The sequence below is a fragment of the Parabacteroides faecis genome (genome assembly GCF_014647375.1).
GTDB lineage: Bacteria > Bacteroidota > Bacteroidia > Bacteroidales > Tannerellaceae > Parabacteroides > Parabacteroides faecis.
This window is the reverse complement of record NZ_BMPB01000014.1, coordinates 13,764-30,757: the sequence shown is the minus strand read 5'-3', so window position 1 is coordinate 30,757 and position 16,994 is coordinate 13,764. Positions and strand designations below refer to the sequence as shown.

Here is a 16,994-nt window from a genome sequence, read left to right as displayed (position 1 = left end):
AAAAAAATGATATATATTTGCCGCAAATCATGAAAAACCAGTAAGAAATGAGCACATTAGGCAATGTTGGTCAGAAAATGACCCGGTACAGATGGACGATCTGTGCGATGTTGTTCTTTGCGACAACAGTAAATTATCTCGACCGTCAGGTCTTATCACTAACCTGGGATGAATTTATCAAACCCGAATTTCATTGGAACGAATCTCACTACGGTACGATCACATCTGTATTTTCTATTGTATACGCTATTTGTATGCTCTTTGCCGGTCGCTTTATAGACTGGATGGGTACAAAAAAAGGATACCTCTGGTCGATCGGTGTTTGGTCGGTGGGTGCCTGCATGCACGCGTTATGTGGTGTTGTAACGGAACATTATGTAGGAATGAACAGTGCGGCCGAGCTGATCGGCGCAACGGGTGATGTAGTTGTTGTACTGGCGACTGTCAGTATGTATTGCTTCCTGGTTGCCCGCTGTGTGCTGGCCTTGGGTGAAGCCGGAAACTTCCCGGCAGCAATTAAGGTAACAGCCGAATATTTCCCGAAGAAAGACCGTGCTTACGCGACCTCTATATTCAACGCCGGTGCTTCTATCGGTGCCTTGATCGCTCCGCTCAGTATTCCGCCGTTGGCTAAATGGCTGGGATGGGAAATGGCTTTTATCGTGATCGGTGCGCTTGGTTTTATCTGGATGGGAATGTGGGTGTTCATGTACACCACTCCCGAAAAGAGTAAACATGTGAATGCAGCCGAATTGGCTTATATCGAACAGGATAAGGATGAAGACGGCGGAATTGCAAAAACAGAAGAAGAGGAGAAAAAGATCGGTTTCTGGCAATGTTTCAGTTATAAGCAGACCTGGTCGTTCATTGTCGGTAAATTCATGACGGATGGTGTATGGTGGTTCTTCCTGTTCTGGACTCCTTCTTATCTGAATACACAGTTCGGGATCAAGACTTCCGATCCGTTGGGAATGGCATTGATCTTTACGTTATATGCGATTACGATGCTCTCTATTTACGGGGGTAAACTTCCGACTATATTTATCAACCGTACAGGTATGAATCCGTATGCTGCCCGTATGAAAGCGATGCTGATCTTCGCTTTCTTCCCGTTGGTCGTATTATTGGCGCAGCCGTTAGGTACTATTTCTCCCTGGTTTCCGGTAATTTTGATCGGTATCGGCGGTGCGGCTCACCAGTCCTGGTCTGCCAATATTTTCTCTACGGTAGGCGATATGTTCCCGAAATCTGCTATTGCCAGTATTACCGGTATCGGTGGTATGGCAGGCGGTGTAGGTTCGATGATCCTGCAGAAAGTGGCAGGTAACCTGTTTGTCTATGCTGATGAAACTCACATGACGTTTATGGGATTTGAAGGAAAACCGGCCGGATATTTTATTATCTTCTGCGTATGTTCTGTTGCTTATCTGATCGGATGGGTGGCTATGAAGGCGTTGGTTCCGAAATATAAGGTGATTACGTTGGAGTAATTAAAGATAAAATAAGTATTAAAAATAATAGCGAACGTAGATGATACAAGTCTGCGTTCGCTTTTTGTTTTTAGCTTATAAGAATGCTGCCGCCTTACTGAATATATTGTTGAACTCCCGGTTTACGAGTGTCTGGTCGATCTTTGCCCGGAAAGGGAACGGTATCTGATGCGAATAAGAGAAAGGAAAATCCAGTTCTTCCAGTATTTTGTCGGATGCTTTACCCAATGCCTTGATCACTCCGTTTGTAGGCATGACGACATCTTTCTTCAATGAGATCGCTTTGATCCGGTTACACGCTTTCTGGAAAAAGGATTCGCGGTATTCCTGCAGAACATCCGGACGTATCATAGCCTTGAATGCCTGTTCGAGAAAATCATTCCTGAACGAAGTCGGTAAAGAACGGTTTTCCAGAAAGTCGTGACGATAAAAGCGTTGCAGGCTGTCGAATGCATCCTTGTCCATAATATCGCGTGCGTTACCATCCATCTCGCTGAAAATGGAACCTCCGCAGAACATGAACAGGCGGGTATCGTTGAACATTTTCTCCGGATTACTCAGTAATAATACCTGCGACAGCAATGCGCCGATGGAATAGGCAAACAGATTGATGGAGGTGTCTTCTTTGAATAGAGGATGTCTTCCGCTCTTGATCTCATAGACCAGTTGCCAGAGGTTATACACCGATTCGCGCCCTGAAGCATAGAAACGCAGCGGATTTATCGACAGTCTGCTACTCAACGTAATATTGGCGAAAGTGGAATTGACCAGGTTGTCTATTTCCTGTTTCCGTTTACCGACCCAGGGTAACACGGTTCGCGGATTGCACCAGCTGCCCGGTGTCCGGTTCATGTGGAAAGCGATCGGGAAAAGTATGACCGGCTTTCCGGTCGACTCGGTCAGATATTCGGCCCAGGTCAGGTATTTTTCCCAGGTTCGTTCGTTCAGTCCGTGTAGGAGGATAATGGCTTTGTCGCGCTTCTCTTTTCCGGAAGGAGCGAATACGGTATAATTGAATATTTTATTTTCCTGGATATGGTCGTCGGTGACGGAACAGAATTCTGTCGTGGCGAGCTCTTTCTGGAATTCGTTAATTTCGCTGGCACCTATTGTCTGCGTAAAACGAAAGGGAGTTATTTCCAGGCGGCTCTCTTCCAGGCGTGCCTTTTTATCATACGAGAAAAGGCTGTTCAGCTGTTGTGTGCGAAGTGAGATATCCATAACAATCGATTTTTGATGCAAACAAACACTATTAAAACAATCCTTGCAAATAAATGGTTCCGGCGAACTGCGGCAGGGGCATAAACCCGAATAGTGGGGTGAAATTTTTATATGCGGGGTGAATGTTTCGGGATTTACTATTACATTTGTTACCAAATAAGAGGCAAAAGATATGGGAATGCTCGGTCATAAAATACCCGCTTATATTTATGGGAAGTCGAACATCGTTCGCCTGGTTCTGCTGTTACCTTATTCGGTTTTACGTTTCTATTTTTCCTATCAGAAGAAAGAACGGCTGTTGAGATTGCTGGCAGAGGATCGGGCAGAGGCGGCAAACAAACTATCGAAAGACTGAACAATTGATATTGCAGTGAATAAAATATCTCTATCTTTGTATAATTCATAATGTAATTGTGAATAAGCGGGGATACAAGAAGACTCTTTTATTTAGTTTCGTAAATAAGATGAAAAAACTACTGATATTGTTGTGTTTTTTGTTCATTCACCAAGTTATTTATCCGGTTTATTTTAAGCATCTTGGTATGAGTGACGGATTATCGCAGGTCTCTGTTATGTCTATTTATCAGGACCAGCTGGGACGGATGTGGTTCGGTACGCGTGAAGGGCTTAGTGTGTATGACGGAGAACGAATGCGGGTATACAAGGGATGGGAGAATCCGGACCAGGAGAGTTCTATAAATGTTTTGTTAGGGCATGAATGTGACCATCTGGTCGGTAACCGGCAGGGAGATATTTTTTTCAGAACATGTGATTCTTTGGTGAGGTATGATATCCGGGAAGAAAAGTTCCATGTGATTGGGAAATATAAGGCAAAAACGGTCATATCCTCAAATGGTGATATATGGACGGGGTATGATGGCATGATTTGCCGTTATGATGAAAAAGGGGATAGTTTATTGCTTTATACAGAGGAAGATATACCGGATATTTCCAGTTTGCTGGTCTCTGGAAATAAAATTTGGGTTGGAACGTATGAAGGATTATATGTGATTGAAAAAGGAGAAAAAGCACGTTGTCTGGTTGACGGACCGGAATTTTACCGTTTATTTGAAAGTACTTCAGGTGAAATATGGGCTGGTTGCCGTACCGGAGGACTGTATAGGATAATGCCGGATGAGAAGGTCGTCTGGTATTCGGATTCTAATGCGGAACCTTACCATATAGAAAGCAATCAGATACGGAGTTTTGCAGAAGATAGATTTGGGAATATCTGGTTCGGAACCTTTTTAGGATTACATAAATATAATCCGTATACAGATAAATTTACTGTGTACCGACAGGACCATCTACCGGGTAGTCTGTCTCATTCTTCCGTATTTTCTGTTTATATAGATATGCAGGCAACAATATGGGTAGGAACCTATTATGGAGGTGTGAACTATTTTAATCCGGAGAAGGAAATTTTTGCTCATTATACGGATAATCCTTTTCGGAAAGAGTGTTTGAATTATTCTTTTGTCGGCCATTTGGCTGAGGATAAGAATGGTAATATCTGGATATGTACCGAAGGAGGCGGGTTGAATTTTATGGACCGTAAAACGCGTACATTCAAATATTTTACTGCGGGACCTTCTAATTCTGTCTTACAGAATAATCTGAAATGTATTGCGTATGACGAAAAACGGGATCAGTTATATATTGGTACGCACTATGGAGGACTGACTCGGTTTGATATAAAAACCGGTATTTTTCATAATTATTTGGATGATTATGAGAAAGAAGATGTGAAACCGGATGGTATTATTTTTCACACGATGATTCATAATGATAAGTTATATGTGAGTGCAATGAACGGGACTTTTGTTATGGATCTTGGTACGGGTGAGTTTAAATGGTTATGTAGAAATGCACAGAATTTTACGATTGATAAGGAAGAGAATATATGGATTATGATCGGAACTTCCCTTATCAGGATTAGACTGGCTGATCCGGAAAATCAGAAAAAATATTTTCTGCCTCAATACGGTATTCAATTTGAACCTAAACGGATTATTACGACCAATAGTGGCGATATTTATTTTGTTGTTTTGGGAGGAGGTTTATACCGGTATGATAAACAATCCGATTCCTTTATCCATTACTCACAGGGAAGCGGGCATTTGTTAAGTAATTACTGTTATAATGTTGCGGAAACAAATTCGGGAGAATTACTGGTTACCAGCGATAAGGGTATTACTTTTTTGAATCCTTCCAATGAAAATACCCGGTTTGTGACATTGGGAACAAATTTGCCTATCACTTCAATTGCGGATGGATGTGGTATTTTGGTTTGCAGAAATAATGAACTGTTTGTCGGAGGAAATGACGGGCTTGCCTCTTTCTTCCGGGAAGATCTGGATCAAAAGGAAAAGAATTATTCTTTATATTTCTCGGAGCTGTATATCCATAATAAAAGAATATATCCGGGGGTTGTTTCGGGCGGGATCTTGAAAGAGTCTTTTCCTTTTAATAAGTCGATTCACCTGAATAATAAACAAAACAATCTGATCATAAATTTTGCAACTACTAATTATATTGATATTCAGAAGAATAATGAATATCAATATAAACTGGTCGGTTTTGATGAAGATTGGGTATCCTCTTTTTCCTCCAGTATTTATTATACGAATCTGGATCCCGGGGAATATAAACTGTTGGTTCGTGAAAAGATTTTACCGCAGCACTTGATGAACCGACGTGAAATTTCTCTGAACATCCTGATTGCACAACCTTGGTATAATACGGTCTGGGCATGGATTCTGTATACCCTGACTACCATTATAATTGTTTATCTGACAATTCGCACGATAAATGCCAGAAGAAGATTGGCCCTTTCTCTTGAGAAAGAAAGAGAAGAGAAAGAGCGGAATGAAGAACTTAATCAGGCCAAACTACGTTTTTTTACTAACATCAGCCATGAGTTCCGGACTCCGCTGACGCTTATTTTCAGTCAGGTGGATATGTTGCTCCAGAGTTCATCACTTCCTCCAACTTTATATAATAGGATTGTTAAGATTAGTAAAAATGCTACTCGCATGAGGAATATGATTTCCGAATTGTTGGAATTCAGGAAACTCGAGCAGAATTATGTTTCGTTGCGTGTCTGTGAACAAAATCTGGTTCCTTTTTTGAAGGATATTTATCTTTCGTATTGTGAATTGGCTGCTCAACGAACGATTTCCTTTAATCTTCTTCATGAAGAAAATGATGTTCTGCTGTGGTTTGATTCCAATCAACTGCAAAAGGTCTTTTATAATCTTTTGTCCAATGCTTTCAAATATACTAAACCGGGAGGTGTGGTAGATTTGTATATTTCTCCGGATGAGAATAATGTTCATATAAAAGTGATCGATACGGGTATCGGACTATCGTCTGGTGATGTGTCACGTATTTTTGACCGTTTTTATCAGGCGGAAAACGGGAAACAACTGTCTAAGGCCAATCCGGGAACTGGATTAGGGCTGGCATTGAGTAAGAACATTGTCAACCTTCATCATGGAGAGATTACGGTACAAAGCCAGTTAGGATATGGTACAATTTTTACGATTACCTTATTAAAAGGTAAAGCCCATTTTGAGAATGATGGAAATACCATTCTTCTGGAAGTTCCGGAAGAGCCTATGATCAAACGGGGATCGTTGCCGGATTCCGTTTTACCGGAAGAATACAAAGAGATGAACACTACTTTTCCGGATCTGAAGGTCGGTTCTTATAAGATACTGATAGTGGAAGATAATGAGGAGTTGATACAAATATTAAATACCTTGTTTAGTCCTTTTTATCAGGTGATATTAGCTGGAAATGGAGAAGAAGGATTACGAAAGACTATTGAGGAAAAACCGGATTTGGTGGTCAGTGATGTTATGATGCCTCTGATGAGTGGCATGGAAATGTGTATGAAAATTAAGAATAATATTGATCTTTGCCATATTCCTGTCGTTTTGTTGACAGCCCTTGATTCTGTTGAGTATAATATTGAAGGATTCCAGCAGGGAGCTGATGATTATGTGAGTAAGCCTTTCCATGCAAGAGTTTTACTGATGCGTTGTAATAATTTAATTCGTAATCGTTTATTGCTGAAATCCAGATTGACTCAGCAAGGTGATTTTGATGTACAGTTGCTGGCCTCTACTTCCTTGGACCAGAAATTACTGAATCGTATTGTAGAAATTATAGATGAACATATGGGTGACCAGGATTTCGATGTGAATATACTTGCCCGTGAATTGAATATGGGACGTAGTTCTTTTTTTGCAAAAATGAAAAATCTTACAGGTATGACGCCGAGTGAATTTATACAAAATCAGCGTATCAAACGTGCATCGGTTCTGCTACAGGAACGGCCGGATATGTTGGTGAGTGAAATATCGGATCAACTGGGATTTGTTTCTACCATATATTTCAGTCGTTGTTTTAAGACAAAATTCGGGGTTTCGCCGGCTCAATTTCGGAAAAAAGAGAAGTGAAATAGCTAATCATTTATAATCAAATAGTTAAATCTTCTATTTGGACTGTGTGTATATAAAAAACGGACGCTATGTATAGGTCTTTTTTTGTGTACCCGGCTATTTTTGCCTCAGAGTTTATCTGAATTTATTAATCTAAATCTACCTATTTATGACGAATGATTTGAACATTCCTTTTTTTAGGAAAACAATGTTTGCAGGAATGGCCACACTATTCTTGTCCGTGGGAATAGTCCAAGCCAATCCGGTTAGTGCCGGGGAAGGTATAACGGAAAAGTTGCTATTATCCCAACAAGCGAAAGTGACTGTTACGGGAACAGTAAAAGATGCACAGGGACCGGTAATCGGAGCGAATGTAGTAGAAAAAGGAACTACTAACGGAACGGTCACTGATATGGAAGGACGTTTTTCTTTACAGGTGTCTCCTAGTGCTGTATTGACGGTTTCTTATATCGGTTATATTGAACAAAGTATACCGGTAAATGGAAAAAACTCTTTTATGATCCAATTAAAAGAAGATTCACAAGCCTTGGATGAAGTTGTGGTTGTGGGATATGGAACACAGAAAAAAGTGAATTTGACAGGAGCTGTATCATCTGTTGATATGAGTAAGATGGTAGATAGCCGTCCTATTACTTCATTGTCAGCAGGACTTTCGGGTATGGCTGCCGGTGTATCTGTGACACAAGGTAGTGGAGGGCGGCCTGGCAATGATGGAGCAACTATACGGGTACGCGGACAAGGTACTTTGAATAATTCTGATCCATTAGTTGTTATTGATGGGGTTCCGGGGAGTATGAACGATATTAATCCGCAGGATGTGGAAAGTATTTCTGTGCTGAAAGATGCTGCTTCGTCTGCAATTTATGGTTCACGTGCTGCTAATGGTGTTATCCTGATCACAACCCGTAAAGGTAAAACAGGCGGTTCCAGAATTTCTTATAACGGTTATGTAACTATGCAACAGGTTGCTCATCGTATGGACCTTGTCACCAACTATGCAGATTATATGGAACTGTTTAATGAAGGAGAAAGAAACAGTAATCTGCCGGCACCGTTTAGTCAGGAAAAAATAGACGAGTGGCGTGCTGCCGGGAATAGTGATCTTGTAAAATATCCGAATTCGGATTGGCAAGATGCTGCATTCAAAACAGGATGGTTGCAAAATCATACCATATCCATTACCGGAGGTTCTGATAAAATTCATTATTTCATATCCGGAAATTATCTGAAGAATCCGGGAATTATGGAAAATTCCGGTTATGACCGTTATAGTGCCCGTGTGAACCTGGATGCGGAAGTCAAAGAATGGTTTACGATTGGAGTTAATGCCTATGGTTATCGTGGAAAAGAAGATCTGGGATTGATCCAGACAGAAGGTACAGGCAGTTTATTTTATACACATTTGCAGGCAACGACTCCTGGGATGTGTTTCCAGGCACCAGACGGGCGGTATGGTGGTGTCAATAATCCGGAAGATGATGCCCAGTCTGGTACCAATAATATATTGCGTAAGTTAAACAGTACAAAGGGAAATCGGACAACAAATAAAATGGTATCGCGTTTTTATGCACAGATCAGACCTTTTAAAGGATTGACCATAGAAGGATCTTATACATATGATTTTCAAAATAGATACCGTTATGAACAGCCCGTGTTTCATGATATATGGAATTTGTATAGTAATACTGTCCAGACTGCCGGAACAGGAAAGACAAAAGTGACCAATCACGACGAAAAATGGGTACGGAATCATATGGATGGAATTATTCGTTATGAAACAGATATAGACCGATTAAATATTCAGGCGACAGTCGGAGGTAGCCAGGAAGCGTATCGTTATAATTGGTTCCAGGCCAGTAAGGAAGATTTAATCGCTCCGGAAATGACGGAATTGAATGCCGCAACGGCCAATGCTACAGCGACAGGAAACTATTCTAACTGGGCTATGCATTCTTTCTTTGGAAGAGTAAACCTGAACTGGGATGAGAAATATTTGTTTGAAGCCAATCTTCGTATGGATAATTCTTCCCGGTTTGCTGCAGGAAAAAACAGAAGAGGTTTCTTCCCTTCATTTTCTGCCGGTTGGCGTATGAGTGAAGAAGGATTTATGAAAGATATAGATCTAGTCAACCAGTTTAAAATACGTGCTTCTTATGGCTCATTGGGAAACAATTCGGTAGGTGATTATGATTATCAGATGTTTTATTCTGCCTCAAATTATACATTGAATAATTCCGTACAGATTGGGATGGCGCAAAGGGCCTTGTCTAATGCCGGTTTGACATGGGAGACGACCTATTTAACAAATGTGGGAATTGATTTTGGTGTTTCAAAATTGAGTGGAAATGTTGATTTCTTTGTAAAAAATACTAAGGGAATCCTGATTGATTTACCTGCTCCGTTAGTGCATGGGAATGCAACTGTCCCTAAATCAAATGCGGCTCAGGTTCGTAACAGAGGTCTTGAATTAAATCTGACGTGGACTGACCGTATCGGGCAAGTAGATTACTTCGTGGGAGGGAATGTATCATACGTAAAAAACGAAGTAACTAAATTTAAAGGTGATGAACCATCTATTAGTGGGACTAATATGATATTGGAAGGACAACCAATCAATATTCAGTATGTCCTTTCCGTAGATCGTATTATTCAGACAGAAGAGGATCTGGCATTGGTCCGGACCATGGAAGAGAAAAATCCGGATGCTTTTTCCCAGTATAAAAAACCGGAAATGGGTGATTTCCTTTATAAAGATATTGATGGTGACGGGTGTATTACGGATAAAGACCGTATCATGGTTGGTAATGGAACCAATCCAACTGTCACTTTTGGCTTCAATTTCGGAGCAAGTTGGAAAGGATTGGACTTCTCATGTATTCTTCAGGGGGCAACTGGACTGAAAGAGTACTGGAGCGGTCAGGATGGAGCTAGCTTTTGGCCTTTAGTTCGCCGGGGTAATCAGATTAATAAGACAATTGCTGACGGACGCTGGTATTCGGGGCGAACAGATGCTACTTATCCGCGTTTGTTGGATTACAGTGATGGACGTAACAGTGTAGCCAGCGACTTTTGGGTCCAGGACAGATCCTATGTAAGGGTAAAGAATATACAATTAGGATATACTATCCCGAAGCAGCTTTCCCAGAAATTGTTGCTGGATAACCTTCGTTTCTATGTCAGTATAGATAACGCATTGACATTTACGGGATATAAAGGGCTTGACCCGGAAATATCAGGTACTAAGTATCCAACAATGAGATTAACAACATTTGGACTGAATCTTACCTTTTAAATATTTTGAACCATGAAAAAAATACTGATATATATTTCTATTTTATTGACATCTGCCACATTCAACGGATGTTATGATCTTAATACTTATCCCGGTGATAAAGTAAGTGAGAACCTTTTCTACCAAACGGAAGAACATGCGAAACAAGGATTGATGGGAATTTATGGCATGTTGCGGGATAATCACGCCTACGGTTACCAGTTTTTATTCGATCACCTGGCTGATATTGCTTATGGATATGACTATTATATGATGTATCTGGGTACTTATTCTGATCGTTCAGCAGAAATTCAATCCAAATGGCAAACGATGTATGATGGGATTCAGAGAGCTAACAGCTACCTTCGGGTCATACCGACTATGGATGTTCTTACCGAGGAACAAAAAAAGGAGTATATGGCTGAAGCCAGATTCCTGCGGGGAATGTTTTATTTTACTCTGTTGGACTTATACGGCGGTGTTCCTTACTATGATGAAACGACGAATCTGAATGTGGAATACGTTGGCTTGAAGAAACCCAGAAGCTCCGCGGAAGAGATCCGTGTACATATCATCAGTGACTTGAATGAGGCTGTCGCTTATCTTCCGGTCAGGCATAATGATTCTGATTATGGTCGTGCGACGAAAGGGGCAGCCTATGCTTTGCGTGGAAAAGTTTATCTTTATAATAAAGAATGGCAGAATGCTATTGCGGATTTTGAAGAGATTGTCAATAACAAGTCTAACAATTATGGATATGACCTAGACACTGATTATGCTCATATATTTAAACTTTATAATGGAGATAAGAGTTCTGAGATGATCTTTTCTGTACAGAATAAAAGTGGTGTCGGAACAGAGTATGGTATGGCTATGCAAGCATTGATGGGGACACGCAGTGCGTTTGGTAGTTGTTGGAACAATACTGTTCCTTCCACCCAATTGGCAGATATGTATGAACTCAAAGATGGCCGTCCTTTCAGTTGGAATGATGTTTTTCCCGGATACAATGAAGCTACTCCGGATCAGCGTAAAGAATTGTTTAGTGTAGATATGGATGCGTCAGGGGCTGTTATTGGATTGAGAGATGTAGATACAGCGCAAATATTGAATGTATATAAAAGCAGGGATCCTCGTATGATGGCTACTTTGATTGTCCCTTATTCTATTTATAAAGGTTGTATCGGAAAGACGACTCCACGGGATATGTTGTTTGCGATGGACCATAATGTGCAAGGAAATGAAAATCAGGGAACCATACGAAATAATAAAGGTTGGATATCTTATTTGTATCGCAAATTTGTAGCTGAATATGATCTTGGGGGAGCTATTAGTGACCGTTTACACACTCCTTTTGAGTTTCCTCTGATTCGTTATGCGGATGTATTGCTGATGTTGGCGGAAGCCTATAATGAAAATAACCAATTGGATAAAGCGGTTACCGAATTCAATAAGGTAAGAGCCAGAGTGGATATGCCCGGATTAAACTCTGGTCCTGCCTGGATGCTTGTTACATCCAAAGAGCAGATGGCTGAACGTATACGAAAAGAACGTGCTGTTGAGTTTGCGGGAGAAGGATTACGTTTCAGTGATTTGCGCCGTTGGGGATGGGAAATAGCAAGCAAGGCTATGAGTGAGGTAGATGCAATCAATATTTATGGTGAGTTTATCTATACTCATAAATTTTCCGAACGGGATATGCTTTGGCCTATACCTGGTGTGGAGATAGAGCGCAACGAAGCGTTGAAGCAGAATCCGGGATGGTAAATCCATTCAAAATGTAATTTTAATGTATCAATTTATGAGATTTATTGGTTTAGTGAGCTTATTCTTCTTGTTTTCTTTGGTAGTCAATTGTAAAGAAACATCGGTCCTTTTCCGGGAAAGGATGTTGCAGCAGCATCCCAGGTTACTGTTTAGTAAACAGGAAGAACAAAGAGTTCAGGCTTTAGTGGGTAGAGAACCTTTATTGGATAGCTTACGTGCCGGTTTGATGAAGGAAGCGGAACGATTATTGGTTGTTCCATTACAGGAGGATCCGCGCATGAAGGTTAAACAGACGAAAGATATATTGTCGGTCAGTCGTGAACAGGTATACCGAATGGTTAACCTGTCCCTGGCTTACCGGCTCAGTGGAGATAAACGGTTTGCTGAGAAGGCAGAAAAGGAATTGGTGCATGTTTGTAATTATCAGGATTGGGATCCAGCCCATTATCTAGATGTTGCAGAAATGACGACTGCGGTTGCTATTGGATATGACTGGTTATATGATGTGCTGTCTCCTGTGACAAAACGATTGATTGTCAGTTCTATTAAAACGAAAGCATTGGATCTTGTTGTCGAAGAGTATAAAAACGGTAACAGTGATTCTTGGGCCAAACGTGAGACGAACTGGAATGTGGTTTGTAATACAGGGATGGTATTAGGAGCTTTAGCCATTGAGGAATATTATCCTGAACTTACTCAACATATTATCGGTGAAGCTGTAAAGTATGTACCTAATTGTCTAAAACATCTGGCACCGGATGGAGTTTGTTATGAAGGACCTGCCTATTGGGGATATACCAATATGTATCTTTCGCTCTTATTAAAAGCTTTGAATGATAATCTCGGACAGGATTTCGGGCTTTCTGAAATGCAGGGTGTGGATAAAAGTGTTTTGTATTATATGCATAGCACAAGTCCTTCAGGCAAGATATTTAATTTTGCTAATTCCGGAAGTACGGCGCCGACAGCAGAACCTATTTATTTTTATTTCAGTAAAGCATTCAATCAGCCGGAAGCTGCATCGTTTTATAGGAAGGTCCTTTCGGAAACAGTACAAAGCGGGAATTATTTCAGATTTTATTTTTTGTCTATTCCCTGGTATGATACAGCTTTTTCTGCTTCAGAAACCTTGCCGAAGTTAAACGTCTACAGAGGAATAAATGATATTGTTGTATTTAATGGAGACAGGAATGTATCCAACAGTATTTATCTGATCGCTAAGACCGGCGATCCGGATATGGCACATCAACAGTTGGATATCGGAACTTTCATTGTAGAAACAAACGGGATAAGGTGGACTGATGATCTGGGGACGGATAATTACAGTTTGCCCGGATTCTGGGATTATAAGCCGGACGGCCGGAGGTGGACTTATTTCAGGAATTCCAATTTTAGTCATAATACTCTGTCGATCGATAATCAATTACAAAATTCAGCTGGGATGGGAGAGATCAAAGATTGTGACGATAAAGCTGTTCGCCCTTTTGTAACAATGGATATGAGTACGGCTTATCAGGAACAGAGCCGCTTTGTTTACCGAACTTTCTGTTTATTGGATGATACCCGGATAATGATTACGGACAGCGTAGGGTTAAAAAATACGGAGCAATCGGTACAATGGTCTGTGATTACTTCTGCCGATGTTGAGTGTAATGGAAATACGGCAATTTTACGAAAAGATGGTAAATCATTCTCTTTGAAGATTGAATCGCCGGTTAATGCTTCGTTTACAACAAAAAGGGCAAAAAGAGAGACGGAAAATGAAAAACTTATAGAAGGTTATACGGTTTTATCAGCTTCGGTCTCAAATAGCACCATACAGGTAATCAAAGTTTTATTATCAGGAGATTAGACATGTAATTACATCAAAAATAAATATATAAATATGGTAAAAATGAAGTATTTAATGGGTATAGCTTTCTGTGCTGCGTTGATTTCATGTAGTGAAGTGAAGAAGGAGTTTATTGAAGAAAATGTTGAGTTTGCCCATAAACAGATAGGTAATGAGATAAAACTTATTGAAGAAAGCGGTAAGTTTATGAATCCGACTACATTGAATTCAGACGGCTCCGTTTATTACTGTAATCTGACCGACTGGCGAAGCGGTTTTTTTCCAGGTTCTATATGGTATTTGTATGAATTGACGGGAGATAAGACGTTGTTACCTATAGCCCGAAAGTATACAGAGGAGGTTAAGGATGCCAAAAACATTACATGGAATCATGACGTCGGTTTTATGATCTATTGCAGTTTCGGCAATGGATTACGTTTAACAGGAAATGAGGAGTATAAAAATGTGATTGTTGAGGCAGCCCGGTCTTTATCGACCCGTTTCCGGCCTGTGGCGGGTATCATTCAGTCCTGGAATGTTGACAGGGGATGGATTTCCGAACGCGGTTGGGAATGTCCTGTCATTATTGATAATATGATGAACCTGGAGTTATTATTTGCTGCAACAAAATTGTCCGGCGATTCGACATTCTATAAGATTGCTGTTTCCCATGTGGATCGTACCATGAAGGAACAGTATCGTCCGGATGGCAGCTGTTATCATGTGGTAGATTACAGTATGGAGAATGGTTCCGTTCGTTTCCGTCATACTGCACAGGGATATGCACATGAATCGGCATGGAGCCGTGGGCAAGCCTGGGGTATCTATGGGTTAACGCTTTGTTATCGTGAAACGGGAGACCGAAAATATATAGACCAGGCGTTAAAATCAATCCATTTTATGTTTACTCATAAAAATACTCCTGATGATTTTATTTTTTACTGGGATATGGATGCTCCTAACATACCAAATGACTATCGGGATGCTTCGGCTGCGGCTTGTATCGCTTCTGCCTTATATGAGATAACGACGATGGGAGTCTCTGAACCGCAGATATATAAGGCATATGCTGACCGTATTATGGAGAGCTTGGCTTCTCCGGCATATCGTGCGGAATTGGGAAAGAATGGGAATTTTCTATTAATGCATTGTGTGGGAAGTATACCTCATAATGGTGAAATAGATGTTCCACTCAACTATGCTGATTATTATTTCTTGGAGGCATTAAAACGGAAAAGGGATATAGAAAATAAGTATAATTCGTAACAGCACAAGACTCTCTTTGTATTGTATGGCACATAATCTTTGAATTGGATCAAAGGATTATGTGCCTGTACAATTTATTCTGTAATTACAGAAAACTCGCCGATCCCTGCCAGAGGTTGATTATCGATGATGCGAGTTGCTACAAACCGTATCTTGTTTCTTTTTACAGCCGGGAAACGGATTTCCTGTTTTCCTTTCGGTAAATAGAATGTCGTATATCCGTTGCCGTCGAACATCGCTATTGTTTTTTCGTCTTTTGGATAAATGACAGTGTAGTTGGATGCCGGAATATCCAACTCTTTTACGGGAACCGGACTGCTCTTGTCGAAAGTTCGGTCATACGAGGTAGCCTTGATTGTTCCTTTTTGAGCAAATGCAAAAGGTTCGGTATAACGGGGGGAATCTTTTGTCGGTTCCGAGCTCTTTCTGGAATTCGTTAATTTCGCTGGCACCTATTGTCTGCGTAAAACGAAAGGGAGTTATTTCCAGGCGGCTCTCTTCCAGGTGTGCCTTTTTATCATACGAGAAAAGGCTGTTCAGCTGTTGTGTGCGAAGTGAGATATCCATAACAATCGATTTTTGATGCAAACAAACACTATTAAAACAATCCTTGCAAATAAATGGTTCCGGTGAACTGCGGGAGGGGCATAAACCCGAATAGTGGGGTGAAATTTTTATATGCGGGGTGAATGTTTCGGGATTTACTATTACATTTGTTACCAAATAAGAGGCAAAAGATATGGGAATGCTCGGTCATAAAATACCCGCTTATATTTATGAGAAGTCGAACATCGTTCGCCTGGTTCTGCTGACAGCACTTTTCGCTTTGGTGTTTATCAATATTTATAAGCCGTTCAGCTCATCCAATTGGTATCCGGTTTCGGAATTTAAGTTTTTTGTGTTCTCCAGCCTGATAATCCTTACTGGCGTATTGGTAGTGGTGATCAGCCGGATCGTTATGTATTATTGGGGTAGGAAGCATGATATATCGGTCGGAGGATATTCGTTATGGATTATTCTGGAGATATTTTTTATGTCTCTGTTTTATACGATCTATACATTGGTGTTAAATCCGGAACGTGAATATTTAAGTGTATTCAAAGAATCGGCGATCAATACAAGTCTGGTTCTATTATTACCTTATTCGGCTTTGCATCTTTATTTTTCTTATCAGGAGAAAGAGCGGCAATTGAGGTTGTTGGAGGAGGACAGGGCAGAAGTTGCGAACAAATTGTCTGTCTTCTCTTTTTATGATGAGAAACATGAGTTGCGTTTATCAGTGAAGCGGACGAATCTTTTATATATAGAATCTGCAGATAATTATGTCTGTATCTGGTATCTGAATAAAGGTGTGTTGACGAAGTTCATGCTTCGCAATTCGTTGAAGGCGATCGAAGAGAGTCTGGCAGAAACGAATGTCTTGCGTTGTCATCGTTCTTACATGGTCAATTTCGACCAGGTAAAAGTGATCCGTCGTGAAAAAGACGGCGTTTATCTTGAATTGGGTGTGGAAATGGTCCCGGATATCCCGATCTCGAAGACATATAGCGAGAAAGTTACGCATTGGTTTATGACCTATTCCTCATGATCCTATTTTGTGCGAATAAGAACGTTGTTCGTGCGGAACCACACAGTTTTAATAGAAGAGTGATATCTGTAATATTCAGTTATTCAGATTG

At 40.6% G+C, this 16,994-nt stretch carries 10 protein-coding genes; 8 read left to right on the top strand and 2 right to left on the bottom strand.

Annotation, left to right across the window (positions count from 1 at the left end; genetic code table 11):
- Positions 1-77 precede the first annotated feature (77 nt).
- Positions 78-1,490 (top strand): MFS transporter, encoded by a 1,413-nt coding sequence (locus tag IEY67_RS19405; protein ID WP_183672046.1) that lies wholly within the window; start codon positions 78-80, stop codon positions 1,488-1,490.
- A 75-nt stretch (positions 1,491-1,565) separates the two neighbouring features.
- On the opposite strand, the gene IEY67_RS19400 is transcribed toward IEY67_RS19405, so the two are convergent.
- Positions 1,566-2,711 (bottom strand): DUF6051 family protein, encoded by a 1,146-nt coding sequence (locus IEY67_RS19400; protein WP_122375618.1) that lies wholly within the window; start codon positions 2,709-2,711, stop codon positions 1,566-1,568.
- Positions 2,712-2,883: 172 nt separating this feature from the next.
- On the opposite strand from IEY67_RS19400, the gene IEY67_RS19395 reads away from it, so the two are divergent.
- The 6 genes from IEY67_RS19395 (at position 2,884) to IEY67_RS19370 (ending at position 15,315) form a co-directional block, all read left to right on the top strand.
- Complete coding sequence (locus IEY67_RS19395) at positions 2,884-3,066, top strand: hypothetical protein (RefSeq protein WP_183672056.1); 183 nt, start codon at positions 2,884-2,886, stop codon at positions 3,064-3,066.
- A 187-nt stretch (positions 3,067-3,253) separates the two neighbouring features.
- Entirely contained in the window at positions 3,254-7,177 is a 3,924-nt protein-coding gene (locus IEY67_RS19390) for a hybrid sensor histidine kinase/response regulator transcription factor (protein ID WP_229801140.1), read from the top strand.
- A gap of 151 nt (positions 7,178-7,328) precedes the next feature.
- Positions 7,329-10,472, top strand: coding sequence for a SusC/RagA family TonB-linked outer membrane protein (locus tag IEY67_RS19385; protein ID WP_122357346.1), 3,144 nt, complete (start codon positions 7,329-7,331; stop codon positions 10,470-10,472).
- Between the two features lie 12 nt (positions 10,473-10,484).
- Positions 10,485-12,218 (top strand): RagB/SusD family nutrient uptake outer membrane protein, encoded by a 1,734-nt coding sequence (locus IEY67_RS19380; protein WP_122357347.1) that lies wholly within the window; start codon positions 10,485-10,487, stop codon positions 12,216-12,218.
- Between the two features lie 34 nt (positions 12,219-12,252).
- On the top strand, positions 12,253-14,070 hold the full coding sequence (locus tag IEY67_RS19375; protein ID WP_229801138.1) for a DUF4962 domain-containing protein: 1,818 nt from the start codon (positions 12,253-12,255) through the stop codon (positions 14,068-14,070).
- Positions 14,071-14,103: 33 nt separating this feature from the next.
- Complete coding sequence (locus IEY67_RS19370; protein ID WP_122357349.1) at positions 14,104-15,315, top strand: glycoside hydrolase family 88 protein; 1,212 nt, start codon at positions 14,104-14,106, stop codon at positions 15,313-15,315.
- Positions 15,316-15,389: 74 nt separating this feature from the next.
- Here IEY67_RS19370 and IEY67_RS19365 read toward each other — a convergent pair whose 3' ends face one another.
- Complete coding sequence (locus IEY67_RS19365; protein WP_229801137.1) at positions 15,390-15,767, bottom strand: FN3 associated domain-containing protein; 378 nt, start codon at positions 15,765-15,767, stop codon at positions 15,390-15,392.
- Between the two features lie 293 nt (positions 15,768-16,060).
- On the opposite strand from IEY67_RS19365, the gene IEY67_RS19360 reads away from it, so the two are divergent.
- Positions 16,061-16,903 carry a LytR/AlgR family response regulator transcription factor gene (locus tag IEY67_RS19360; protein WP_183672045.1) on the top strand — a complete coding sequence of 281 codons (843 nt, stop codon included), beginning with the start codon at positions 16,061-16,063 and terminating at the stop codon, positions 16,901-16,903.
- Positions 16,904-16,994: the final 91 nt, after the last annotated feature.

Excerpts from the sequence above, each read along its gene's own strand:
- IEY67_RS19395 (WP_183672056.1), top strand. The coding sequence starts at position 2,884 with ATGGGAATGCTCGGTCATAAAATACCCGCTTATATTTATGGGAAGTCG.
- IEY67_RS19370 (WP_122357349.1), top strand. The coding sequence starts at position 14,104 with ATGGTAAAAATGAAGTATTTAATGGGTATAGCTTTCTGTGCTGCGTTG.
- IEY67_RS19360 (WP_183672045.1), top strand. The coding sequence starts at position 16,061 with ATGCTCGGTCATAAAATACCCGCTTATATTTATGAGAAGTCGAACATC.
- IEY67_RS19400 (WP_122375618.1), bottom strand. The coding sequence starts at position 2,711 with ATGGATATCTCACTTCGCACACAACAGCTGAACAGCCTTTTCTCGTAT.
- IEY67_RS19390 (WP_229801140.1), top strand. The coding sequence starts at position 3,254 with ATGAGTGACGGATTATCGCAGGTCTCTGTTATGTCTATTTATCAGGAC.
- IEY67_RS19405 (WP_183672046.1), top strand. The coding sequence starts at position 78 with ATGACCCGGTACAGATGGACGATCTGTGCGATGTTGTTCTTTGCGACA.
- IEY67_RS19385 (WP_122357346.1), top strand. The coding sequence starts at position 7,329 with ATGACGAATGATTTGAACATTCCTTTTTTTAGGAAAACAATGTTTGCA.
- IEY67_RS19380 (WP_122357347.1), top strand. The coding sequence starts at position 10,485 with ATGAAAAAAATACTGATATATATTTCTATTTTATTGACATCTGCCACA.
- IEY67_RS19375 (WP_229801138.1), top strand. The coding sequence starts at position 12,253 with ATGAGATTTATTGGTTTAGTGAGCTTATTCTTCTTGTTTTCTTTGGTA.